Source organism: Streptomyces sp. Wb2n-11 (genome assembly GCF_001049855.1).
GTDB lineage: Bacteria > Actinomycetota > Actinomycetes > Streptomycetales > Streptomycetaceae > Streptomyces > Streptomyces altiplanensis.
This window is the reverse complement of sequence record NZ_CVPB01000001.1, coordinates 7,365,607-7,390,069: the sequence shown is the minus strand read 5'-3', so window position 1 is coordinate 7,390,069 and position 24,463 is coordinate 7,365,607. Positions and strand designations below refer to the sequence as shown.

The following is a 24,463-nucleotide window of genomic DNA, read 5'->3' as shown; positions in this document are numbered from 1 at the left end:
CGCCTCCTGACAGCGGTACCACGGCGTGGCGTGACGCAGAAGGTCCATATCCACCATGAGCCAGACGGACGAAGATCGCATACCCAACAGAACGAAACCCGCGGAGTGCTCAAGGGGGCCCAGGCCAGTGGCTGGCATGGGCACAGGTCTACCGGCACGGACGGTGTGGCGACTGTGTGCGCGGCCGACGGGTGAACTGGCACGGTCGGCCGGTGGTTTCGGTGCGCTGCCGGCCGATCGCACCACCGCCGTTCCCGATGAGCACACCGACTGCGAGTCCGCGTACACCCTCCGGCAGTTGGTGACCGTGGCGAGCCGGCGCCTCAAGCGGCGGCGCCTCGCGGGCGGCACAGCACAGGCCGCCTGGGTGGCGGTGGAGTTCCTGACCGAGTGCAGGCAGCAGGTCCGCCAGTTCCTCGTCGGCGTCCGCGGCGACGCCGGCGCCGGGCATGGAGCGGCAGCGGCAGCGGCAGCGGCAGCGGCAGCCGCCTGAGCGGGGCGGAAGCCGGGAAGCGCCCGGGGGCGGAGTTTCCTCCCCCCGGGCGCCGTACCGTTCGGGGGGGATGCCGCACGTAGCGAACCTGGTCCAGGAACGATGCAGCGGCCCGGCCTGCATCCGATGTGCGTCGGATGCTGTGCACTGGGCCTCCACCCACTTGAATGCGCAGGCCGAAGGGCAGGTGTGTCCGGTTCTCGGGCTGCTCATGCTGGTGGCGGCCGGCAGTCTGCGAAGCAGATCGTCTGTCGGCGGTTGGTTTCGAGGTTCACGGTGTGCGTCCGCACCGCTGCCCGGGGATGCGCTCGGGGCCGCCATCCGGGCGAGGCGGTGGCCTGCCTCCCTTCGACGCACGAGCGCGCCGTCGGCCCTGCCTTCCGTCGGCTGCGGCCTCAGACCAAGGCCGGTCTCAGCGGCGCTCGGGCAGGTCGGCCTCCGCCGGCAGGGTGGGGAGCGCGCGCTGCACCTTGGTCGACGACGCCGCGGGCGCGGTCTTCTTCCCGCAGAAGGCCGCTTCCAGCGTCCCGCCGAGCGCCGTGTTCGCCGCGCCCCGGTTCGAGGTGTTCGCCATGGCGGAGAGCGCGCGCCGGCCGTCGCGGGTGGCGAAGGCGTACGTGTAGAAGCCCTGCACGGTGCCGGTGTGCCCGTACACCCGGGTGCCGCAGGACAGGTCGTAGCGGCGCAGCCCGAGCCCGTAGAAGCGGGTCTGGGCGGTGTCCGTCGGGGTGACCGTGGTCATGGCGTCCAGCATCCGGGGCGAGAGCAGCTTGCCCCGCATGAGCGCGGTCGTGAAGGTGTTCAGGTCGGCCGGGTCGGAGATGACCGCACCGGCCGTCTGGGCCCAGGAAACAGTCTGCTCCGTGGAGTCGACGAGCGGCGCCCCCTCCTCGTCGGGGTGGAGGTAGCCGCGCACGTGTGCTCCCTTGATCCGGGTCTCCGGGTGGACGTAGGAGGTGTGACGCAGCTTCAGCGGCTTGATGATGCGCTGCTCGTACTGCTTGGCGACCGAGGTCCCCGTGGCCTTCTCGATGAGCATGCCGACGACGACGAAGTTGGCGTTGGAGTACTTGTAGGCCACACCGTGCTCGGTGGTGCGGGGTTCGGTCAGCGAGAGGTCGACCAGCTCCTGGTAGGTGAAGACGCGGTTGCGCACGGCTTCGAAGCCGGGCACGGTCTTGGCGAACATGGCCTCGGTGTAGTCGGCCAGGCCGCTGCGGTGGGTGAGCAGGTGACGGACCGTGATGCGATCGTCGGGCAGCAGCCCGGGAAGGTAGCGGTTGACCGGCGCGTCGAGCTCCAGCCTTCCCTCATCGACCAGTTGGAGCAGCACGACGCTGGAAAAGGTCTTGCTGACGCTGCCGATGCGGAAGCGTGCCCGGGTGTCCATGGCCTCACCGGAGACGCGGTCGCGGACCCCGGCAGTGCGCGTCCGGACGCCGTCGGGACCGGTGAAGCGGGCCATCGCGCCCGGAGCGCCGTTGGCCATGGCGGCGTTCAAAGCCGCGGTCACGCCGTCCATGTCGGGGGCGGGCGCGGCAAGGGGCGCGGGGACGGCCGGTGCCGCGGAGGCCGCGGTGGCGAAGGCGAGACCGCCGGCGAGGGCGGCGATCAGGGTGGCGCTCATGGCCAGACGTCGGTGCGTCGGCAGGTGCACGTGACTTCCTCGTTCTCGACTCGTCGGAGAACGGCACACGCGTGGGGTGTGCCGCGGGGGCCTGGGAGGAGCGATCACTGCGCGCTGTCCGGAATCCCCATGGAGCATGAGGGTCAACGCGTCACGCCGGTTCCTGTCACGGGGCGCCGATATCCCGTCCGACAGGGTGACAGGGCCGTTTCGCTGGTGGGCCGCGGAGCGTCGCCGGGGTTCGGAGGCGGTCCGGGACATACAGGAACCGTCCCGAACGGGGGCGGGGCGGTGGAAGAGAGGGCGTCGGCATTTATGTGTGTCCGCCGGAGGGGGCGCCGCTCACACGCGAACCGCCGCCTTTCGCTTCGAGGCGACCGCGCTGACAGACGGTCTGCTCCGCAGACGCCGCCCGCCACCAGCATGAGCAGCCCGGGAACCGGTCACACCAGCCCTTCGCCCTGCGCATTCAAGTCGGTGGAGGTTCAGTGGTGCGCATCGCGGTGCGCACCAACGGTTCTGGAAGCCATGCGCAGCGAATGACCCCGGCAGAAGGCCTCCCCACACCGGCCCGGTCGAAGGACTGCGAACGAACGGTCGGTTCGACCCGCGTACCGCTGTGTTGTCACTCGCCGGGCAGGCGTCACCTGCCTCGCCCTCGCCCATCCCTCGGCAGGTGCAGCGCTCCTCGTGGGCACCGCCCTGCTGGACCGCACCTGAACGACGCCCGCCCGGGGCCCGGCCGTCCGGCATCCCCGGTCCACCCGCGGAAATCGCACTCTGCCAACCCGGCACTCCGCGGCGAACTGCGCAAGATCGCTCTCCTCACCACGGGCACGGCACGCGGGAGGACGGGGGGTGACTGGCCAAGGAGCACCCCCGGCCCGGGTGGGGTGCCGGAACAGTTGTGGTATTTCACCCCGGAGTAGGGCGCATTGACGGGACCCGACACACCCCGCTATTGCTGTCGTTGACCGCGTGGCCGTGCAGTCGCGGGAGGGGGAGCACCATGACGGCGATCTGGTGGACAGCCATGCTGGGGGCCCTGGGAGTGTGCTGGGCGACCTGGCGGCTCGTCCGATACCCGGGTGGATGGGCGTATGCGTTCCATGAAGAGCACCAGGAGGAACGGCAGGCCCTGGCTGAGGCCCGCAACGCCGTACGAGAACTGCGGGGCACGGCCCGTCGCGAGACGTGGCGGGCACGGGCCGAGGTGAAGCGGGTCGAATGGGCCTACTGGCGCCGGGTCCGGCGGGCGGAGTCCGAACTGGAGCAACTGCGCACACCGCACCGCGGTGCCCGAATCGAGCAGTTGGGCGGGATCACCCTGCACGAGCACACGGTCCTCATCGCCGGCGACGAAGTGCCGCTGGCCGGCATGCACGTCCGGTTCGAGCTTGCCCGCTCCACGCACGTCTCCTGCGTGTACCTGAAGCAGCCCGACGGGCGGGAGCGCAGGGAGCGCTACGAGGGCAAGGAGTTCCCCGAGGAGGCGGTGCGCCGGTTCAGCGTCCGGATCCAGAACGCGGCCGTAGCGGCACAGCGCCTCCAGGAACAGCGTGCCGGGGACATCCGCGCGCTCCAAGCAAGGCTGCGTGAGGCCCGGAAGGCGACAGAGCCGATAACGGTGGCACAGGAGGGGCTGGAAAGGACACGCGCCCGCCACGATGCCGACATCAAGCTCCCGCAGGCGCGAAAAGCCCTCGACGACGCCCGGAAGGGGTGGCAGGACCTGACCGGACGCCGCCCGCTCTGACCACGGCACGGGCCGGACAACCGGACGACGCACGGCCGCCACCGAGTCTGCGGCCGCGTACCGGTGGGCACGGCGCTCCGGACTCGTCCCACAGACCCCGACGTGCCTCCTGGCAGTGGCCCGGGGCCGCCGTGGAGGCGCTGGACCACCGCCATCCGGGTCGCACTCCCCCGCCCGTCGGCCTCCGGCGGCGCGGCGGCGAACCGGATTGCCGGAGCGCTCGACGCCCCGGACGTGATCGGCGGGCTGGGCCGCGGCGTCCGGCTTCAGCGGCACACTGCGGCCGACCGCGCGCAGCCGGCCCTCTTCGCCGTAGCGGCCGAGGACGAGAATCTGCGGCCGCCGCAGTGTGCCGGTTGTGCCGCCGACGACCGCTTCGGTGGTGTCGCGGCGGACCTTGAGCCTTCCCTGCACCCACGCGAAGGCGCTGATTGTCCGGGCGAGAGGTCAGGCCGGGGTACGCAGCCCCGCCAGGAGCCGGTCGAGCGCCTGCTCCGCGGCCTGCGGGTCTCCGCCCCGCGCGATCCAGAGCGCGGCCTCGTTCATCGCCCCCGAGAGCAGCCGGGCCAGGGGCTCCACCGGCTGATCGGCGATGATCCCGGCTGCGGCGAGCGCCGTCAGGGCCTCCTCGAGGTGCCGGGCGGAGGACTCCTCGTCCAGGGCCCGCCACTCGTCCCAGCCCAGCACGGTCGGCGCGTCGACCAGCAGGATCTGACGCACCGCCGGGTCGGTCCCCGCGGCCAGGAAGGCCCGGCAGCCGGCCTGGAGCTGCTCCCAGAGGTTCTCGTACCGGTCGGCTGCGGCCGCGACCCGTTCGCCCAGTTCCTGCTGCACCTCGGAGACGACGGCGCGGAAGAGCCCGGCTTTGCTGTCGAAGTGGTGGTAGGCGGCCCCCTTGGTGACCCCGGTGGCCCGCGCCACCTCGGCCAGCACCACGTGGTGGTACCCGTCGGCGGCGAACCGCCGCCGCCCTTCGGCCAGCAGGGCCTGCCGTGTGGCCGCCCGCTGCTCCGCCCGGTTGACCGCCATCGCGCGCACCGCCCTTTCCATTTCGCGTACCCGGGGTATGCTAACGCCACGACTCACATACCCCGGGTACGCGAAATGAAGCGGAAGGACCTCTGCCATGGCTGACGAACGCACGACCATGCCCACGCCCCGGCTCAGCGGTTTCTACCCGGTTCTCGCCACCTCGGACGTGGCGGCCTCCCGCGACTTCTACACCCGCCACCTCGGGTTCGAGGTGACCTTCGAGGCGGACTGGTACGTCAGTCTGCGCCGCCCCGACGCCCCGGAGTACGAGCTGGCCCTCCTCGACCACACCCACCCGACCGTCCCCGAAGGCCACCGGACCGCGCTCCAGGGCGGCTTGCTGCTGAACTTCGAGGTGGACGACGTCGACTCCGAGCACCAGCGGCTCGTGGCGGAGGCCGGCCTGCCCGAAGTACTGCCACTGCGTACGGAGGAGTTCGGCCAGCGCCACTTCATCATCACCGCCCCCGGCGGTGTGCTGATCGACGTCATCACCGTCGTCCCGCCCAGCGAGGAGTACGCCGCCCAATACACCAGCACCTGATTCCCGGACCGGGCCCCCGGGGTTCAGCGCAACTAGCGGACCAGCGCCTCCTCTGTGCGGCGGCAGGGCGGACGGTGGGGCGAAGGCTCCACCGTGCCGACCTGATCCACCAGACGGTGCAGCCAGCAGACCAGTCTCTGGCGCCCGGCGGGTGGCGCTGCCTCACGCCCCTTGATGACCAGCCCCTCAGCGCCCTGTACTTCCGTCCAGGAGAACAGCCGCTCCTGGGCGGCGGCCGGGACGGCCGTCATCGGGCACAGCGTCCACGGCGGCGACAGCCCGCGCTCGCGAAACGGGATCTCCAGCGCGGCGCGGCGGCGCGCGTACGGTTCGGCGAGCAGCTCCTGGCCGTCGATCTGCGGGAGGCCGAAGGCGATGAAGCGCGCGGGATCGCATCGGCCGACTGCACCACGGTCCGACCGTCGGACTTGGCCTCGAATGCCGGGTTGCCCGGCAGGACGCCCGGCGCGGGCACCGTCTCCCCGGTGTGGGCGAGCATCGGCTCCACGGGAGGCTTCAGCACCGTCGCGCCGCGCCGGTCAGCCGGGGCAGTTCTCGGGATGCGCCGGCTCCTGCAGCTTCCAGAACTCCGCGGAGCGGCCCGACGGCAGGGACGGGAAGCGATGCCCCTTCACACCGGCGCTCCAGTGGTGTCCTTCTCCGCCGCAGTCGCATCCGTAGATCCCGCCGACGGGCACGGTCTCACCGGGATGCCACGATGTCTTCTCCTCGCTCGTGGCTTCTGTCCGCGACGGCGCTGCGCACAGCGCGACCCAGGCCCGTCTCCGGGGGTTCGCCGGGGTCCGCGCGCTCGGGGTGGCGCGGACCCCGGCGAAAGGGGCAGCAGCCTTGAAGGCCCGGTCCTGTCGTCGGACCGCGGGCTGCCGTCCCTGTCTACGGGTCCGGCCGCACCCGCGCGACCGGCGAGCGGCAGCAGGCCTACGGCCCTCACCCGTCCGGGCGGTCGTACGGCTGCCGGCGAATCGGGCCGCTGCGCCGGTCGCCGCCTGGAGCATGCCCCGACGAGCAGCACATCGCCGAACCCGGGCCGGTGGCTCCGGACCTCATCGCCGCCGGCGAAGACGCCATCCGCGCGGTGAGGGACGGACTCCGGCAGCAGACCGAGGACGGCCCGCCGCGGCGTCCCGCACAGCTTCGGGCCGGGTCCGGCCCGAGGGGCGTCGCGCGCACCCCGCCCGGCTCCGTCAGTTCACACATCTGCGCGCGGCGGTGACCCGGTCGCGTACGACCGGAACATGCGAGGCAGTCCCGCACGGACAGCACGGCTATCCTCACCACGCACGTAGGACGACCGTAGACATTCCGTCACACCGGAAGGTCAGGGGTGCAGGCTGTTCCCCCGCCTCCAGCCGCCCGTTCCCGCCCGGTCCCGCCCGCGGCGGAACTTGCTGCAACTTTTTCCAACAACCTTGCCGAATGGGGTCGTTGATGCCAGTGTTGTCCAGCCTGGACCAGACCCTCAACGGGAGGCGCAGTGCGCAACGCGAGACGACTTCTCCTCAGATTCGGCGCCATGGCGAGCTCAGCACTCGCAGTCGCAGGGATCGGCCTCATAACGGCCCCTCCGGCCGCGGCCGTTGACTACTACTACGAACTTCCCTACCCGTCGGGTGAGTCCTACCTCGTCACCCAAGGGCCCGAGGGCACGTACTCGCACACCGGCCCGTACAACGAGTACGCCTGGGACTTCGGCCTGCCGGCGAACTACGAGGTCTCCGCCGCGCAGGGCGGCACGGTTCTCGTCTCGGACTGGTCGCCGTACTGGCAGAACGGCATCGAGGTCATCATCCGCCACTCGAACGGCCAGTGCACCCACTACGCGCACCTCAACCGGGCGATCTACAACACGGGCGACTGGGTCCCGCAGGGCCGGATCATCGGCTGGTCGGGAGCCACCGGGGCGGCGAACGGCGCGCACCTGCACTTCCAGGTCATCAACTGCAACACCCGCGTCGGCATCCCGGCCACACTTCAGGGCTGGACGCCGCCCACCGGATCAAGGCCGGTGAGCGTCAACACGCGCGCCTGATACCGGTCTCGCCCTCGCCACAGCCGGCGTGACGAGTCAGTCCTTCGAAACGGGCCCCCTCGGCCAGCGCGTGGAAAGACACCCCATGCGGTCACTGAGGTTGAACTCGTGGTGTCGTGTTGTTGCTCAGGCGGGTCTGACGGTCAGGCCGGCTTCGGCGAGGCAGCCGTCCATGAGGTCACCGGCTGGGCTGGGTCTTGAGGGCGCCGATGACGGCCTCGGACCACTGGCGGACCCGGGCGGCCCTCCCCGTGCCGGACCGGTTCGTCCTTCCGGTCGGGCCGCACCGGTCGGGCGACGAGCCGTTCAGCGACGGACGGCCCGAACCCTTTGCCCGCGAAGCCCCTGTCCGCCAGGATCACCTGCCGGCCCGCACGAGGTGGCGGTCGCGTTCCAGCAGCGCGGCCATCACCTCTCGCTCACCGGTCTTCGGGCCGGCCGGACACCAGGTGACCGGCCGGCCCTCGGCGGTGGTGAGCAGGCGGAGCCGGTACCCCCGGAAGAAGCGGGAGCGGCTGCGGCGGCCTGGGACCCGGGCGTGGTCATCGCTCTGGTCTGTGGGGCGGTGCGGCGGACCGAGCTGCCGCGACAGCGGTGGGGTCCTCCCCCGGGCTGCGGCGCCGCCTTCGTCCGGTGAGTGCCGCGTGCGTCACCAGTCCCAGGACGAGGCCCCAGCACGCCGACCCGATGCCGCCGAGGGTGACACCGGACGCCGTGGTGAGGAAGGTGACCACTGACGCGTCCCGGCCCCGCTCGTCGGCGACCGTCTGAGCGAGGCTCGTGGAGATCGTGCCGAGGAGTGCCACCCCGGCGATGACGGCGACGAGTTCGGCGGGCAGCGCGGCGAAGAGACCCACCAGGGCGGCTCCGCAGACACCGGTCAGCAGGTAGAAGAAGCCGCTCGCCAGGCCGGCCACGTAGCGGCGCCGAGGGTCTGGGTGAGCCTCCTCGCCCGTGCTGATCGCGGCCGTGATCGCCGCCAGGTTCACCGCGTGTCCGCCGAGCGGGGCGAGCGCCGAGGAGGTGAGCCCGGTGGCGGTGATGAGCAGCCGGTCGTTCGGCCGGTACCCGCAGGCGGCCAGTACGCCGAGCCCGGGGGCGTTCTGCGAGGCCATCGTGACCACAGCCAGCGGAACGGCGATCCCCACGAGCGCCGAGCCGCTGAACTCCGGTGCCGTGAACACGGGAAGGGTCCACCTGATGTCGATGGACGCGGTGTGGAGGCCCGGTGCGACGACGGTGGCGAGCACAGCGGCGAGCAGCGCCCCGGCGACCGCGTATCTCGGTGACCTCTGTTTGACGGCCAGGTAGGTGGCGAGGGCCGCGAGCACCGGGAGAGGGGCGCTGTCCAGGGCCGAGAACAGACCGGCCCCGAAGGAGAACAGCACCCCGGCGAGCATGCCCGCCACGATTCCGGGCGGTATGCGCCGCATGATCCGCCCGAAGACGCCGGTCAGGCCGGCCACAGCCATAAAAAGGCCACTGACCAGGAAGGCTCCGACAGCCTCGGGGTAGGAGTAGTCCCCGAGGCTGCCGACGAGGACCGCGGCGCCCGGTGTCGAGAAGGCGGTGATCACCGGCATGCGGGTCCACCAGCTGAGCACGGCGCAGGTCACGCCACTGCCCACGCACGCCGCCCACACCCAGGACGCGGTCTGCTCGTCGCTGAGGTGACCGGCGGCCGCTGCCGCCAGGACCACGAGGAGGGGGCCGGAGCACGAGACCATGACGGTGATGAGGCCCGCGAGGACGGCGGAGAGCGAGGCGTCCCGCAGGACCCCGCGGTGTCCGGCCTCCCCGGACTCCGTCCCGGTACCGCCCTCGGTGCTCTGCTCGGCCGTGGTCATCGTGCCCTTTCCCCCACCTCGTGACTCCCGCTGCTCCCTCGTACCGCGTACCTCGCGCCGGCCCGCCGCCCCCGCCCGCTACCGCGCCTGCTGCGCCACCTCGGCGAGCCGCGCGACACCCTCGGCGAACTCCTCGCCACCGAGAGCCTGGAACGGCAGCCGGAGGAACACGGTTCCGGCAGGGGGCGCCGAGTCGGCGGGGTAGAAGGCCGAGCCGCGTGTGAGGGCGATGCTCCCGGCGGACGCCGCGGCAAGCAGCTTCTCCTCGGTGGTCCGGACCGGCAGGTGCACACTGATGTAGTAGCCGCCCTCGGGCACGCACAGCGCGACGTCGCCGAGGACCTTGCGCACCGCCTCGACCGCGGCGTCGTGCCGCGGGCGCAGCAGTTTCCGGACCTTCTCGATGTTCTGCCGCACCAGCCCGCTCGCGAAAGCCCGTGCGGCCACCGCCTGGAGCAGCGGGGCCGGGGACAGGTACGTGCTCTCCGCCAGCGCCGCCAGGGCGCGCGGGACGCCGGGGGGAGCGATGACGTAACCGACCCGGAGCCCCGGGCTGAGGACCTTGCTGAGCGACCCCATGGTCAGCACTCGGGCACCGTCGACCAGGTCCGCGAGTTCCCCGAGGAGCGTGGGGGCCGCACCGTCGAAGCGGAGTTCCCGGTAGGGGATGTCCTCCAGGATCGTGAAGCCGAACTCGGCGGACAGCCGCACGAGTTCGCGCCGCTTCTCCTCGCTCGTCGTCACGCCGCTGGGGTTCTGGAAGTCGGGGATCACATAGACGAACGCGGGCACCTCGGTACGCAGGCGCTCCCGCAGGATGTCCAGGTCGAGTCCGTCGTGCCGCAGCGGCACCCCGGAGACCCGTCCGCCGTGCCGCTCGAATATCTGGACGGCGCGGTCGTACGTCGGGGCTTCGGCCAGGACCTGCTTGCCGGGTGCGTCCTTGAGGAGGTGGGCGGCGAGCAGGTCGAGGGCCTGGAGCGAGCCGTTGGTGACGAAGATCCGGTCCGGGTCGACGGAGTGGAACGCGCCGAGCTGGTCACGGAGTTCGCGGTCGCCGGTGTGGTGGCCGATGGGGGCGTACTGGAAGACCCGGTCCGGTTCCGAGGAGAGGATCGCCCCGGTCAGCTCGGCGATGGCGGCGGACGGAATCGCTTCGAGCGGGGGGATGCCGCGCGAGAAGTGGACGGTCACAGGGTGTCTCCTTGCCTGGGGAAGAGCTCAGCGGGGCTGCCCGGGGACATCGGTGGGACGGCCCGGGGCAGGGGCTCAGTGGGCACTGACGGCGAAGTCCGCGTCGATGTCGGCGATGGAGTCCGCGCCGAGCTGGAGCAGCGTGTCCTCGATCTCGCTCCGGAGGAGGTCGAGGACCGCCTCGACGCCCTGCTGGCCGGCCAGGCCGAGGCCCCAGAGGTAAGGGCGGCCGATGCACACCGCGTCCGCACCGAGTGCGAGGGCCTTGACGACGTGGACACCGGAGCGGATGCCGCCGTCCAGGAGCACCAGAGCGCGGTCGGAGACCGCGGCCGCCACCTGCTCCAGGGCGATCAGGCTGGGTACCGCTCCGTCGAGTTGGCGGCCACCGTGGTTGGAGACGATGACGCCGTCCACGCCCAGGCCGACGCACCGCTCGGCGTCCTCGGCCCGCAGAACACCTTTGACCACGACCGGAAGGTGTGTACGGGCCCGGATCCACTCCAGGTCGTCCCAGGTCAGGGGAAGCCGTTCGATGCGGGCGCCGTCCGGGATCTCCCCCATGAGCACGCCCAGCGCGCGCAAGTTGCCGAAGTCGACGTGCGCCGGGGTGCGGAAGCCCGCGCGCCGGGTGCTGATGCGGCGCGCCGCGTAGCTGGCATCGACCGTGACTACGAGCGCGGTCGCGCCGGCGTCCTCCGCCAGGGCGATCGTCGCGGCGACGTCGTCCCGGGACCGGTAGGCGTAGAGCTGGAACCAGCAGTCGCTTCCGACGGAGCCGGCCACGTCGGCGAACACGTGGTGGCTGTCGGTGCTGACGATCGACAGGGTGCCGGTGGACTCGGCGGCGCGGGCGGTCGCGATCTCGGCATCCTCGTGGAGGAGCCGCTGGGGACTGGTCGGGGCGAGCAGGACCGGCAGCGCGAGCCGGTGCCCGAGTACGGTCACCGTGGTGTCGGGTTTCTCGCCCGAACCGCCGAGGACACGTGGGCGCAGCCAGACCTGGTCGAAGGCGTCCGTGTTGGCACGGACGGTGAGCTGGGTGTCTGCTCCGCCCGCCACGTACGCCCAGGAAGCGGCGTCGAGAACGGACTCGGCGGCGTGCTCGAAGTCGGCCAGGGTCAATAACCCGGATAATTCCCTTGCCATGAGACCTCTTCCGTCGTCGGATGAATTTTCGTCAGGTGAACTGATCGAAAGCCATCTTGGCCACCATTCCGGTGACCACGAGGACCAGGACGACCCGGACGAAACCGGATCCCCTTTTCATCGCTGTACGCGATCCGATCATCGCGCCGGCGATGTTTCCCACGGCCATTCCCAGCCCGAGGGCCCACAGGACATTTCCCTGCCAGGCGAAGACCGCGAGGGCCCCCAGATTGGAAGAGGCGTTGATCACCTTCGCCATGGCCGCGCTTTCCAGGAACTGCGTCGCGAGAAGCGTGGTGAAGGAGATGATGAGAAAGGTGCCCACTCCGGGGCCGAAGACCCCGTCGTAGAAACCGATCCCGACGCCCGCGATAAGGATCGCCGCATTGCGGCGGCGCGGGGTGACGACGATGTTCTGCTGCTGCACCCCGAAACTGGGCCGGAAAGCCACGAAGAGCGCAACCGTGATGAGCAGGCCCATGACGACGGGCCGGAAATAGCTCGCGGGAACACTCGACGCGGACAGGGCACCGAGGGCGCCGAAGGGAACCGCGAGCCCGGCGGCCGGCAACAGCACCGAACGATCCAGTTCGGTGCGCCGCTGGTACATGTACGCGGCGGTCGTGGTGCCCATGATCGCCGCGATCTTGTTCGTGCCCAGCGCCACCGCCGGCGAGTACTGGGGGAAGACCAGCAGGAGTACCGGGATGAGCAGGACCCCGCCCCCGCCGACAACAGCGTCCACCCAGCCGGCTGCCGTAGCGGCAAGGAGCAGGCCGAGCACCTCGTACAGTTCCACTCTTCCTCATTCACATCGAGCAGCCCCGGTTCCCGGCGGGCGGGGCGTCGTCCACCGGGTCAGAGGACCCCGCGGATCTCCTTCATCGCGGGCAGCACGCGCGGGTGCCACGTCATGCGCTGGATCCACAAAGGGGTGGTACGCAGGGAGTAGAAGCGTCGCAGCCACCGGTCGCGCCCGTCGTAGCGGGGCGTGAAAGCGGTGCGACCGTGCACCACGACGTGATTGTCCAGGACGACGAGATCGCCCGGCGCGAGCACCAGGTCGCGGCAGACCTCCTCCAGTGCCCCGGCGAGGGCCCGCAGCGCCGCCTGCGCCTCCGGTCCGGTGCCCTGGGTGTTGTGCGAGTTGAAGCGCATGAACGGGCGGTCCACCGGACCGAAGACCACCGGGTGGGGGCCCGCGGAGGGGCGTGGCCCCGCGATGTCCCGCGTGAACGAGGTCGGATACAGGCTGTGGAACTGCGGCTTCCTCAGTTCCGCCACCTCTTCGTCCGTCAGCAGGGGCAGCGCGTCCCGTACGGACGAGACGCGCGTCGCGGCGATCTGCTCGTGGTCCTGGCGCAGGCAGAGCAGGCCCAGGTAGTCGGGGCGCAGGGGGTGGTGCACGTTCTCCGTGTGGAAGTCGAAGGCGACCGATCCGCTGTTCTCGATCCGGCGCTCCTCCCCGCGTACGGGATGGACGTCGTGGAAGAGAGCCCCCGACTTCTCGTCCTGATACCCGGTCAGCGAACCGAGGAGATCCGCGACGAGCATGAGGGTTCCGTTGGTGGGATGACCGTCGAGGATGTGGGCTTCGTGAGCCTGCGGAGTCTTCGGCAGCTCACCTACCGAGACGCCACGGAGCAGGAAGTATCCGCCGGATCCCTCATCCGCACCGAAATCGAGAACCGTTTTGCGCATCCCCTCCGGGAGATCCATGAGCAGCCCCGATGCGACGATGGGAGGCGAGTCCGACAAGTGCGCGGCAAGCGCGGACAACTCGCCCACCTTCTCTGCCTCCGACTCACTTAATCGGTATTCATTGAGAGTCTGGGCAACCATTCTCATAATTCCTCACCGATTTCCGTGTGCAGGTCTTTCCTATTGCGGAAAAAACGTATCCCGGCACATTATCTCCGTCAACAATCGGTTTCGGACAGTGACGCCCCCGGTTAACTAGTCCGACATTGCACGCATATGGCTCTTGTAGCCTTGATCTGCATAAAATGGAGCAAACCATCTCGCGCAGTAAGGGGTGTAGAGCAGGTTGGTACTGCCGCTCCCCCTGTGTGAGCTGGCTCTACGGCGCCAGATGTCCGGAAGATGAACGGCCCGAATCACCTCGCCGGGCACGTACGGGGTTCGCACTCCGGCGCCCATACGGGTCCCTCAAAGCTGATTTCTCGCCATCCGGACCGGGAAAAGCAGCGAACGACAGGGGTGTGAAGGGGATCACATACCGCCGCTGTCAGGTCTCCCTCGCGGACCCGCCCGGCCGGCCGCCGATGGGGTCCGGCCAAAACGGCCGCGGTCCGCGAGCCGACGGGACGGACGTGCTCGACGCCCCGGACGCACCATCCGCGCCGGGCACGGACACCGGTACGGATACGGACACGAGGGCACAGAGCCTGGCAACTTGCCGATCTTCCGTGGGACGACGCCGATCGGCTCCCGGCCCTCCACCGCCGCCACAAGTCGGCCTTCCTCCCGCCCCCGCGCCAGTCCGCCCCCGGCCGGCATCACCCGGAGCCGGCCACCGGCACGCCGGACCGGTCCGCGCACTCCTACTCCCCCACCGCCACCAGCGCCGACCGCCTACCGTCAACCCCCGCCTCCGCACGACCAGTGGCACCGACTTGTCCACCGGCCCTCCAGCCGCCCTCACCTGTGCCGGCGGTTCCCCGCCTTCAGCGACCTGCGGTGACCGCACCATCGACGCGGTGCCGGTCGGGGGCCTGGCTGAGACCGACGTACGGCACTGCCGGCCGCGCTTCACCGATGGCAACCTCGAACGGGATCTGTTGATCGTCAGGGACTCACGGGGAAACTGGGCCCGCCCGGTCCGACGTCGGCCAGACGTAGGGCAAATCCTCCGGAACTCCGGGGAAGAGCGGTGCGTACGTGGTCGAATCCTTGCGTACCAGCGCCGACCGGTGGCTGCGGTGAAAGACGTCGTCACCGAGCCACGGAGGCAGTTCCCCCGCAACGGCCAGCAGCGCCTGGTCACGTACCGGTACACCTGGGCGGAACGCGAGCAAGTCGGCGACGAGTGTGGCCGCACAGCTGTCCTGATGACCGTACTCACGCCACACCTTGCAGACTTCCAAGCCATACCGGACCAGCGCTTCCTCGTATCCGGCCCACATCCGCACTGCTGGATGGTGGCGCCACCCGTAACCCGGGACGACAAGGCCGCGAAGGACTTGCAACGCCTCGACACGCTGTTTGCCCAGTCGGCGACGGTCCAGGACCAGGGCCGAGGCCCTGAAGTCGGGATAAGGCAAAAAGGTCTGCATGCCGTCGTCCCATCAGCAGTTCGGCACCCGACTCGCGCGAGGCGAGTTCCTTCACGTTGTCACTGTCACTCATGGTGATGCCGGGGGATGCCCGGCATGCCCGCAGAAGGAATACGGCTTCCACCCACGTGGCGGCCTGCTGTACGGGGGCACGGGCGGCAGACGGCCTTGCATACGCGGCCATGGCTGTGGGGCCTTCACCGTCCGTACCGATGACGCGTCAGCAGGAGAAAGCTGCTCCTGTGCGCGAATACCACGCCCTCCGCAGACACCGCACCGCCCGGTGACCACACAGCATCGGCGCACCCCGTCCCCGCCGGTCGGTCGGTACCGGACGGGCCCGCCTCGTCCGCGTACCGGGTACGACCGTCTTGGCCCGCAGCCGGGCCGTAGAAAAGCCGTAGAAGACTCGACCGTGTTCGTGACCCCGGTCCCGGGCGACTGGCTCAACGACTGCCGCTGCCCGCGTCCAGCGGCGCGCGGCGGCAGGCGTCGGCCCGTCGTGTCCTGACGGTGGGACCGCGCCGGATGACGGGGCCGTGTGGGCCGACCCGGTGCCACACGGCCCGGGCCGGCCACATTTGCCGCACAGACTGGGCGATCTGCATGCCGGCCGTACGAGTCCTTGGCGCACGCAGGGGCGTGTCAGCCGCCGACAGGTGTGACACCGAACATCAGGGTGCGGCGGCTGATGTCGTAGTGCACGGTCGATGTCTCGGAGAGCAGGTCCTGGAGGACGTCCGCGTCGTCGGCGTCAACGGTCAGCACTTCTTCCCACGCGCCTTCGTCGAGCACCAGCTGCAAGGTGATGGTCCCCCGGGCCCCTGGGCCGCCGGCGACCCAGGTGAACTGGTAGTGGCTGAGCTGACGCACCTTGATGCTGTCGTCCGTGACAGGTTGCGTGACCTTGGCCATGAGCTTTCTCCTAACGGTTGCGGGGCTGGGCGGGGTGGGGTGGGTTCACGACTACTGCGTGATCTTGTGGCGCCCCGGCGCGGCCCGCCCGCACGCTGGACCGCGAAGGCGGGTTCCGGCTCGGACGGCGAGACCGGATCCCGGCGGCCGGGGACGGGCACTCATGCTTCGCAGTGCCGCCGCGGCAGGCCGTGCTCACGCGTCCGCCGCACGGCAGCCCACCCGGTGCCCCCGGCTGTGACGAGGGGTGAAGCGGCCCGGCGCATCATGCCCAGCCGTTGCTGCTCGGGGCGCTGCTGCTCACCGTGCAGGGCGTTGAGGACCAGCACGCCCGCGGTCAACGCGGGTACGGCCCACTGCAGCAGGACGAGCTGACGCTGTGCCTGGTCGAGCTTGACCGGGTGCTCCGCGGCCGTCTCGGCGTCCTTGGGATCCAGGGACGAGGCAAGTTCGACCTTCTTTCCCACCACACGGGCGTAGGCGGTCGCCGCCAGGGCCGCTCCCGTGAGCACCAGCTTGGCCACGGTGGAGGCGCCTACCCCCTGCTGATAGGCCACCCGGGCGCTGTTCGCACCCAGCAGGCCGGCCCCGCCCACCAGATGAGCACCGATAGCTGCCGCGTTCACCGGCGTCCAGACTGCCCAGCCGGCGCTGGCGATACGCGCGGTGGACATTTCATCGTCCCCGGACCTGTTCGCTGCTCCGTTGAGGCCGACGGCACCCATCAGGGAGCCACCGAACCAGGCCGCCAGCCCGATGTCGTGCAGGCTGCGCATGACCGTATTGCGTTCTGACATTCGAATCCCTCCAAGCTCGCGCCCCTGCGGTCCAGGGCACCGCAACCAGCCTCAGCGCGATCACCGGCACCGACCAGTCGGGGCGCGCACATGGGCTACGGCTTGCCCCACTGTCGTGGGACGAGCCCGGTCGCGGTGCTCCGACGGCGAGGGTGTGGCGTCACCGGGAAGGGCAAGGCGTGAGGCGCACAGGCACCCACCCGCCCGGTTGTGCCACCAGCGTGAAACGCGGAAGGAGAGGACCGAACCGGTGAAGGAACTGCTGGATGACGAACTCGTGCATGGTTGGCGGCGGCGTGTCGAGATCGTGATCGTTGATCATGGTCTGCGCGGTGGGGAACCGAGCACGCGCAGCAATCGTCCGAAGCCGGCGGATCACAGGGCTGACGCCCGATGTGATCGCTGAACTCGTCGCCGAAGCCGAACCGTTGCGGTACGAGCGGCATCAGGCCGCGCCCGCCGCGCGTCCACGTCGCGGCGGTGGGTCCGGAGGCGATCACTCGCCCGGTGACCACCGCACCTCAGTCCTTGCCGATCACGACCACTTCGTCATGAGCGGCCCAGCGTCGCCGCTCGGTCTTGGGCGGATTCACGCGCAGGCCGTACGGCGGGCCCTGGCGCGCTGTGCCGTGGTTCCGGTACCCGATCGCGCACTCGCCCCGACGGCGTGCCGCGGCCACCACCGTGGCGAAGGGGGTCTCATGGTCCAGCCGGACGTAGTCGGCGGCCGGCCGCAGATGGATCCCGTTCCCCTCGGCACGGAACAGCTCCTCGAACACTCCCGTCAAGTGCCGGTTCTGGGAGATCTGCGTCATCAGCAAGCCGATGATCTTGCCGCTGATGATCACGTCGGCACTGGGACTGATGGGCGCCAGTACCCGGTTGCGGTCGTCGACCAGTTCCGTGACCACCGGCAGTTCGCGTCCGGTGGCCTCCTCCAGCTGCTGGAGCAGCAGCAGGGTGACGAGCGTGTGATTGTCCGGCTCGTCCGTGGAGCCGTTGGGACCGGGATCCCGGCCGAGCACGATGACGCTGTCGTAGGAACCGATGTCCAGGCGGCGCAGGACTTCGGGGCGGGTGACGTCTCCCCGGTGCAACGTGAAGGCCAGTCCGGCACCGGCCTGTGCGTCGGCGTCGCCGACCTGGTGGGCGGTGGTTTCGTCGTCCACCGTCACCACGTCGACGGCCGATCCGGGCAGCACGCAGCGCCGTAGCTGGTCGATCATGAGCGGTGCCCGGCGGTTCCAGCCCAGCAGCAGCACCCGCTCCGGTCGTGTGGATGCGGGCCGCTCGGATGCCATGGCCGCTTTCTCGACCGAGGCCGCGCAGTCCTCCAGCCGGACGGTGTCGTCGTCGCGGGAGATGACGAGAATCTTGTCGTCCGCACGGATCGTCGTGTCCGGCGGGGGAGCGAGCAGGACCCCTTCCGCGCGCATCAGCCCGACGACGCTCGATGTCGTGTAGGCCAGCAGCGCCTGGCCGAACGGGCGGCCCGTCAGCGCGGGTTCCGCGACGAGGTAGAACTCGTCCCTGGCGAAGTCGAGCAGCTCCCCGTAGACGAGGGAGAGCCCGGGGCGGCGAGCGGCCTGGACGATCATCCGGGCGGTGATCGTGTCGCTTTCCAGGACGACCCCGCCCGGCCCTGCCGCAAGGGTGGCGGCCAGGTGGAACCGGTCGTCGCGGACCGCGGCGACCACGCAAGGACGGGCCTCCGGGCCGTCCCCCGCCGGGACAGGGTGGCTCGCAGGGCCAGCAGCGTCTTGACGACCTCGGCATCGGCGTCCGGCTCGTCGTGGGGCAGCACCAGTACGGCGCCGGCTGTGGCCGGGTTGGTCAAGGAGAGTACGGCCGGGTCGGTGATGGGGCCGCTGCGGCAGATCAGCCGCGTCCGGCCGACGGGACCCACCCGGGTGCCGAGCGCCTCCTCCATGGCGGTCTTGTCCCGGTCGGCCAGCACGACCACCACCGCCCGCCGCTGATTGGCGTTGGCCGCCACCAGCTCGCTCACCACGGTGAAGACCTGCTCCGACCACCCCAGCACCACCACGTGCCCGCGCTCCAGCACGGTGGACCGGCCCCGCCGCAGCGCGGTGATCCGTTCGGTGAGGGCGGCCGTGATCAGCCCGACGAGGAGGGAGACGTACAGGAGGGCGATCAGCGCGAGCAGCACCGACATCGCCACCCGCAGCGGTGTGCCCGTCACGCCGCCCAGGCGCAGGGTCTCACCGGTGAGGCGCCAGACCTCCGCCAGCCTGTCCGGCGCGGACGCCGGAATGGCCGGGTCGGTCCACACCAGTACGGCGCTCACCGGCACGACGACGGCCAGGCACAGCAGGGCCAGCCAGCCGACGAGAGCGGAGGCACCGCGGGCCAGCGTGCTGTCGAACCAGTAACGGGCCCGTTCCCCGAACTCCTTGAGCCCGCCGACCCCACCACGTGGATCGCGCTGCTGTGCCACCCTGCCCGCCCCCTTCCTCACCTCGTGCCCCGGCGGGCCGGACTGCACTCACGCCGGTTTGCACACCAGTTCGCTTCTTTCACACCTCTGGATCCGGAGGTGGACGTACCGGGTCTGCAGTGTGCTCCACCGCCTTCCGCGGCGGGTGGGTTTCACCGCAGGTCACCCTTTCGAGGAACTGCGACCCCCGGCCCGTGCCGGTGACGCGCCACCGGCACGGCGTCAAGTGTGCGACCGCTATCACCCCTTGGGGGCAACGCCCGCGCGAAACCCGGACACCGTATCCAGGCTGCCGTAGAAAGCCCTCCATGACTGAAGATCATGCAGTGGCGCGCCCAGGAGGCACCTTGTCCCGGCGCGGCTTCGCCGCAGTGGTCGGCACGGCCACGGCGGCGACAGCTCTGGCCGGCGCCCCTCCGCGGCCCTGCCCGCTCCAGCTGCCCCGGCCGGCCCGGAGGGCGGCCGTCGTACCGACGACCGGTCCCTGGCCGTCGCTCGCGCACTGCTCGTACTGGACTCCGACGACCAACCGCTCGTCCCGCGCTACGAGCGCATCCTCGACAAGGGCCTGCCCGCCCGCCGCGGGACCCGCCCCAAGCACGTGCTGGTCGTCGGCGCCGGCCCGGCCGGCCTGGTGGCCGCCTGGCTGCTGAAGCGGGCCGGCCACCGCGTGACGATCCTGGAAGCCAACGGCAACCGTGCGGGCGGACGCGTCAAGACCTTCCGCCGCGGCGGTCACGAACAGGCCGAACAACCCTTCGCCGACCCCCGCCAGTACGCCGAGGCGGGCGCGATGCGCATCCCCGGCAGCCACCCCCTGGTGATGGGGCTGATCGACCGGTTCGACCTGCCCAAGCGACGCTTCCACTACATCGACGTCGACAGCGAGGGCCGTCCCGCCAACCGCACCTGGATCCACGTCAACGGCATCCGCATGCGCCGCGCCGACTACGCCCGCTCACCCCGGCGCATCAACCAGTCCTTCGGTGTGCCCCGTGCCCTCTGGGACACCCCCGCCGCGGTCATCCTGCGCGGTGTGCTGGACCCCGTGCGCGACGAGTTCAGCCGCGTCGGCAGCGACGGCAAGCGCGTCGACAAACCGCTGCCGGAGCGGCTGCAGGGCTGGGCCCGGGTGGTGCAGCGGTTCGGTGACTGGTCGATGTTCCGGTTCCTCACCGAGCACGCGGACCTCGACGAGCGGACCATCGACCTGATCGGAACCCTCGAGAACCTCACTTCGCGTCTGCCCCTGTCCTTCATCCACAGCTTCATCGGCTCCTCGCTCATCAGCCCCGACACCCCTTCTACGAGCTGGAAGGGGGCACCGCCGTGCTGCCGGACGCCCTGCTGGAACGCGTGCACGAAGAGGTGCGTTTCGACCGCCGGGTGACCCGCATCCAGTACCACCACCCCGACCGCCCCACTGCCGGCGCCGAACACGTCGGCGGCAAGAAACCCCACGTGTGGGTGGACACCGTGTCCGAAGGGCGCGACGGCCCTGTCGTGCGCCAGCAGTTCACCGCGGACGCCGCGGTGGTGACCGTGCCGTTCTCCGGGCTGCGGCACGTCCAGATCGACCCGCCCCTGTCGTACGGCAAACGCCGCGCCGTCTGCGAACTCCACTACGACAGCGCGACCAAGGTGCTGCTGGAATTCAGCCGCCGCTGGTGGGAGTTCGACGAAGCCGACTGGAAGCGGGAGCTGCGCCGTATCCGTCCGGGGCTGTACGAGGCCTACCGTACGGGACGCGCCCCGCCGACGGCAGCCTGCTCGGCGCCCACCCCTCCGTACCCGCCGGTCACATCACCGAGGGCCAGCGCACGCACTACGCGGCCAACCGCGCGATCACGCGGGACCAGCCCGAGGCGGTCGAGGTCCTGGGCGGCGGCTCCATGTCCGACAACGCCAACCGGTTCATGTTCCACCCCTCCCACCCGGTGGCGGGCAGCGACGGCGGTGTGGTCCTGGCCTCCTACAGCTGGGCGGACGACGCCCGGCGCTGGGACTCGCTGGACGACGACGCCCGCTACCCTCACGCCCTGTGCGGCATGCAGCAGGTCTACGGCCAGCGGATCGAGGTCTTCTACACCGGCGCCGGGCGGACACAGAGCTGGCTGCGCGACCCCTACGCCTACGGGGAGGCATCGGTACTCCTGCCCGGCCAGCACACCGAGCTGCTGCCCGCCATCCCCACACCCGAGGGGCCGCTGCACTTCGCCGGCGACCACACGTCCGTCAAACCGGCCTGGATCGAGGGAGCGCTGGAATCCGCGGTGCGCGCCGCCTGGGAGGTCCACACGGCATGAGAAGAACCCGTCCCCGCCGGAGCGCGGCAGCCGTCCTCGCCGCGCTCCGGCGGGGACGGCCGCCCGTGTGCGCGTACGTCACCGGGCTCCCGTCGTGCGTGCTCACACGGCTGGTCCGCGGAAGCTGATGCGGTTCTCGGCCCACTCGGCCGTCACGGCACGTGCCCTCACCCGGCGGCCCGGCAGGCGTTCGCACCGCGGGCGATCGGGCACGGCAGGTCTCCGGGAACCCGGCCCACCGGCCATGCGGCGAACGGGAGGGCCGCAGCCGGTTCGACCGCGAACCGGCGCTTCCCCCACAGCCGGTCGCATGCCTGCAGGATCCGGGGCATGCGGTCGCGCAGTCCAGCAAGCCGCTGCCGTACGTGCTGTGCGATGTCCGAACCGGTTCGCCGTTTCCCGGCCCTGGCCATCGCAACCCAGCATCTCTTTCGAGTGATCCGTGCGGTAGTCCTCCGGTCTCCGGACGGCAGCCGGAACACTTGGGCGGGAAGTGAAGTCGGTGCGACCCGGTGGAGAGTGTCATGGCGAACGGAACCGTCCTGCTGGCTTTGCGCGAAGACCCCTTGGGCGGCGGGGTGGGTGGAGAGCAGCTTCGGCGTATCGGCAAGGAACTGGAGAACCGGGGCCTGGAGGTGCGGTGGGCCGGCACGGCCGAGGGGGCCTGCGCGGCGTTGCGCACGGAGGCCGGGCTGACCGCGGTCGTGGTGGGCTGGGATCTTCCGTCCGAAGCCGGCGGGAGTGCCGAGGGCGGCGGCGCGGCGGTGCTGCGGCAGATTTCCCGGCGCTTCAAGGACCTGCCCGCGTTCATCGTGATGTCGGAGGAGTCCGATCACGGCCTGGATCGGCTTCCCTTGTGGGTGGCAGAGATCGCCGTGGGGTACATCTGGCCGCTGGAGGACACCCCGTCCTTCATCGCGGGTCGCGTGGCCGGTGCGGCCCGGGCCTACGGCGACTCCGTCCTGCCGCCGTTCTTCAAGGCCTTGCGGCGTTTCGACGACGCCCATGAGTACTCCTGGCACACTCCCGCGCACTCGGGAGGGGTCGCGTTCCTGAAGTCGCCGGTGGGCCGGGCGTTCTTCGACTACTACGGTGAGCGGCTCTTCCGCACCGACTTGTCGATCTCGGTGGGAGAACTCGGCTCCCTCTTCGAGCACAGCGGCCCGATCGGCGAGGCCGAGCGCAACGCCGCGCGGATTTTCGGCGCCGACCGCACGTATTTCGTCCTGCACGGGGATTCCACCGCGGACCGCATGGTCGGCCATTACTGCGTCACCTCCGACGAGATCGCCCTGGTGGACCGCAACTGCCACAAGTCGGTCCTGCACGGGCTGGTGATCTCCGGCGCCCGACCGGTCTACCTGATCCCCACGCGCAACGGGTACGGGCTGGCGGGCCCGCTGCCTATCCGTGAGATCGAGGCGCAGGCGGTCACTGCCCGGATCGCCGCGCATCCGCTGACGCCGGGCGCAGTCTCGGTGCAGGCCCAGTACGCCGTGATCACCAACTCCACCTACGACGGCCTGTGCTACGACACCCTCCAGACCGCCCGCGCACTCGCGCCCAGCACTCCGCGGCTCCACTTCGACGAGGCGTGGTTCGCCTACGCGCGTTTCCATCCGCTCTACTCCGGCCGGTACGGCATGGCCGTCGGACCGGAGACGTTCGAGGAGAACGACCGTCCCACCGTCTTCGCCACCCAGTCCACGCACAAGCTGCTGGCCGCGCTGTCCCAGACCGCGATGGTGCATGTGAAGTCCTCGCCGCGGGCGCCGGTCGAGCACGAGCGGTTCAACGAGGCGTTCATGATGCACGGCACCACCTCGGCCCTGTATCCGGCGATCGCCTCGCTCGACGTGGCCGGGGCCATGATGGACGGGCCTCAGGGCGAGTGGCTGGTCAATGAGGCGGTGACCGAGGCGATCCGGTTCCGGCAGGCGGTCGTACGGACCGGGCGCAGGATCGTACAGGCCGGTGACCGGCCGCCGTGGTTCTTCGGCATCTGGCAGCCCGAGACGGTCACCGACCCGGTCACCGGTACGCAGTCGGCCTTCGCGGATGCCTCACCGGCGCTGCTGGCCTCCGACCCGAGCTGCTGGCTGCTCGAGCCCGAGGCCCCGTGGCACGGTTTCCGCGGGCTGAGCCAGGGCCAGTGCATGCTGGACCCCGTCAAGGTGACCCTGACCTGCCCCGGAGTCGTGGCCACGGGTGAGACCGAGCCCTGGGGCATTCCCGCCCGCGTCCTGACCTCCTACCTCGGCCGGCGCGGCATCGTGGTGGAGAAGACCGACACCTACACCACCCTCGTCCTGTTCTCCATGGGGATCACCAAGGGGAAATGGGGGACGCTGATGGACGCCCTGATGGACTTCAAGGCGCTTCATGACTCCGACACCCCGCTGCGGCAGGTCCTGCCGCAGCTGGTCGAGCAGTATCCGCAGCGCTACGGCCACATGACGTTGCGCGGCCTGTGCCAGGACATGCACGAACACCTCACCCGTGCCGAACTGATCACCGCCCTGGACACCGCCTTCCAGGAACTGCCCGAGCCGGTCCACCCGCCCCAGTACTGCTACCAGCAACTGATCAGGGGCGGCACCGAACGCCTCCCGCTCGCTCAGGCCGCAGGGCGGATCGCCGCCGCGATGGTCACCGTCACACCGCCCGGCATCCCCGTTCTGATGCCCGGAGAAGCCCTGGGCACACCCGAGGGGCCGGTCCTGCGCTACCTCAGCGCTCTGGAAGCCTTCGACCGGGCCTTCCCCGGCTTCCACAGCGAAGCCCACGGCGTCACCATCGACCCGGACACCGGCGACTACCTCATCGAATGCGTGCGCCAGGACGGCACGCCCACCGGTGGGGAATGAAACGCGAAGGGGTGGCGCCCGGCTGCGTGCGACCGAACCGTTCTCCGAGCGGACGCCAGGGCGAGTTCACCGCGTGAGGACGGCGACGAGGGAACTCACGACGTCCGAGACGGACAGGATCACCCGTCACGG

General features: G+C 70.5%; 17 protein-coding genes and 2 pseudogenes. 7 read left to right on the top strand and 12 right to left on the bottom strand.

Annotated elements, in window-relative coordinates:
• The first annotated feature begins 136 nt into the window (after nucleotides 1-136).
• Entirely contained in the window at nucleotides 137-493 is a 357-nt protein-coding gene (locus tag BN1555_RS33600; protein ID WP_141662931.1) for a hypothetical protein, read from the top strand.
• A 412-nt stretch (nucleotides 494-905) separates the two neighbouring features.
• Here BN1555_RS33600 and BN1555_RS33595 read toward each other — a convergent pair whose 3' ends face one another.
• Nucleotides 906-2,120, bottom strand: a complete 1,215-nt coding sequence (locus BN1555_RS33595; RefSeq protein ID WP_093803840.1) for a serine hydrolase domain-containing protein — start codon at nucleotides 2,118-2,120, stop codon at nucleotides 906-908.
• 1,009 nt (nucleotides 2,121-3,129) lie between these two features.
• Between BN1555_RS33595 and BN1555_RS33590 the strand changes: the two genes are divergently transcribed.
• On the top strand, nucleotides 3,130-3,876 hold the full coding sequence (locus BN1555_RS33590; RefSeq protein ID WP_093802920.1) for a hypothetical protein: 747 nt from the start codon (nucleotides 3,130-3,132) through the stop codon (nucleotides 3,874-3,876).
• A 447-nt stretch (nucleotides 3,877-4,323) separates the two neighbouring features.
• Here the strand turns inward: BN1555_RS33590 and BN1555_RS33585 are convergent, their stop codons facing one another.
• A complete protein-coding gene (locus BN1555_RS33585) occupies nucleotides 4,324-4,926 on the bottom strand; it encodes a TetR/AcrR family transcriptional regulator (RefSeq protein WP_255306312.1) in 603 nt (200 codons plus the stop codon).
• Between the two features lie 76 nt (nucleotides 4,927-5,002).
• On the opposite strand from BN1555_RS33585, the gene BN1555_RS33580 reads away from it, so the two are divergent.
• Entirely contained in the window at nucleotides 5,003-5,452 is a 450-nt protein-coding gene (locus tag BN1555_RS33580; RefSeq protein WP_255306311.1) for a VOC family protein, read from the top strand.
• Between the two features lie 32 nt (nucleotides 5,453-5,484).
• On the opposite strand, the gene BN1555_RS33575 is transcribed toward BN1555_RS33580, so the two are convergent.
• Nucleotides 5,485-5,703, bottom strand: coding sequence for a hypothetical protein (locus tag BN1555_RS33575; protein ID WP_093802919.1), 219 nt, complete (start codon nucleotides 5,701-5,703; stop codon nucleotides 5,485-5,487).
• Between the two features lie 1,283 nt (nucleotides 5,704-6,986).
• Between BN1555_RS33575 and BN1555_RS33560 the strand changes: the two genes are divergently transcribed.
• Nucleotides 6,987-7,502: a M23 family metallopeptidase gene (locus BN1555_RS33560; protein ID WP_093802917.1), complete on the top strand. Its 516-nt coding sequence runs from the start codon at nucleotides 6,987-6,989 to the stop codon at nucleotides 7,500-7,502.
• A gap of 542 nt (nucleotides 7,503-8,044) precedes the next feature.
• On the opposite strand, the gene BN1555_RS33550 is transcribed toward BN1555_RS33560, so the two are convergent.
• The 8 genes from BN1555_RS33550 to BN1555_RS33515 all read right to left on the bottom strand — a co-directional run bounded on the left by BN1555_RS33550 (nucleotide 8,045) and on the right by BN1555_RS33515 (nucleotide 16,700).
• Nucleotides 8,045-9,349 carry a benzoate/H(+) symporter BenE family transporter gene (locus tag BN1555_RS33550; protein ID WP_093802916.1) on the bottom strand — a complete coding sequence of 435 codons (1,305 nt, stop codon included), beginning with the start codon at nucleotides 9,347-9,349 and terminating at the stop codon, nucleotides 8,045-8,047.
• Nucleotides 9,350-9,427: 78 nt separating this feature from the next.
• Nucleotides 9,428-10,543 carry an aminotransferase-like domain-containing protein gene (locus tag BN1555_RS33545; protein WP_093802915.1) on the bottom strand — a complete coding sequence of 372 codons (1,116 nt, stop codon included), beginning with the start codon at nucleotides 10,541-10,543 and terminating at the stop codon, nucleotides 9,428-9,430.
• A 75-nt stretch (nucleotides 10,544-10,618) separates the two neighbouring features.
• Entirely contained in the window at nucleotides 10,619-11,692 is a 1,074-nt protein-coding gene (locus BN1555_RS33540) for an alpha-hydroxy acid oxidase (protein ID WP_255306310.1), read from the bottom strand.
• A 31-nt stretch (nucleotides 11,693-11,723) separates the two neighbouring features.
• Nucleotides 11,724-12,491: a sulfite exporter TauE/SafE family protein gene (locus tag BN1555_RS33535; protein ID WP_093802913.1), complete on the bottom strand. Its 768-nt coding sequence runs from the start codon at nucleotides 12,489-12,491 to the stop codon at nucleotides 11,724-11,726.
• Between the two features lie 59 nt (nucleotides 12,492-12,550).
• Nucleotides 12,551-13,534, bottom strand: a complete 984-nt coding sequence (locus BN1555_RS33530) for a TauD/TfdA family dioxygenase (RefSeq protein ID WP_255306309.1) — start codon at nucleotides 13,532-13,534, stop codon at nucleotides 12,551-12,553.
• A 974-nt stretch (nucleotides 13,535-14,508) separates the two neighbouring features.
• Entirely contained in the window at nucleotides 14,509-14,988 is a 480-nt protein-coding gene (locus tag BN1555_RS33525; RefSeq protein WP_093802910.1) for an MSMEG_6728 family protein, read from the bottom strand.
• A 645-nt stretch (nucleotides 14,989-15,633) separates the two neighbouring features.
• Entirely contained in the window at nucleotides 15,634-15,903 is a 270-nt protein-coding gene (locus tag BN1555_RS33520) for a hypothetical protein (protein ID WP_093802909.1), read from the bottom strand.
• Between the two features lie 161 nt (nucleotides 15,904-16,064).
• The gene (locus tag BN1555_RS33515) at nucleotides 16,065-16,700 is read right to left on the bottom strand and encodes a hypothetical protein (RefSeq protein WP_255306308.1); all 636 of its coding nucleotides are present in this window, start codon (nucleotides 16,698-16,700) and stop codon (nucleotides 16,065-16,067) included.
• Nucleotides 16,701-16,950: 250 nt separating this feature from the next.
• On the opposite strand from BN1555_RS33515, the gene BN1555_RS39315 reads away from it, so the two are divergent.
• On the top strand, nucleotides 16,951-17,106 hold the full coding sequence (locus tag BN1555_RS39315) for a hypothetical protein (protein ID WP_176710221.1): 156 nt from the start codon (nucleotides 16,951-16,953) through the stop codon (nucleotides 17,104-17,106).
• Nucleotides 17,107-17,221: 115 nt separating this feature from the next.
• Here the strand turns inward: BN1555_RS39315 and BN1555_RS33510 are convergent.
• Nucleotides 17,222-19,158 (bottom strand): annotated as a pseudogene (locus BN1555_RS33510) (NAD-binding lipoprotein).
• Between the two features lie 308 nt (nucleotides 19,159-19,466).
• On the opposite strand from BN1555_RS33510, the pseudogene BN1555_RS33505 reads away from it, so the two are divergent.
• Both BN1555_RS33505 and BN1555_RS33495 read left to right on the top strand, forming a co-directional pair.
• Nucleotides 19,467-21,464, top strand: a pseudogene (locus tag BN1555_RS33505) (flavin monoamine oxidase family protein).
• Nucleotides 21,465-21,988: 524 nt separating this feature from the next.
• Nucleotides 21,989-24,331, top strand: a complete 2,343-nt coding sequence (locus tag BN1555_RS33495; protein ID WP_093802907.1) for an Orn/Lys/Arg family decarboxylase — start codon at nucleotides 21,989-21,991, stop codon at nucleotides 24,329-24,331.
• Nucleotides 24,332-24,463: the final 132 nt, after the last annotated feature.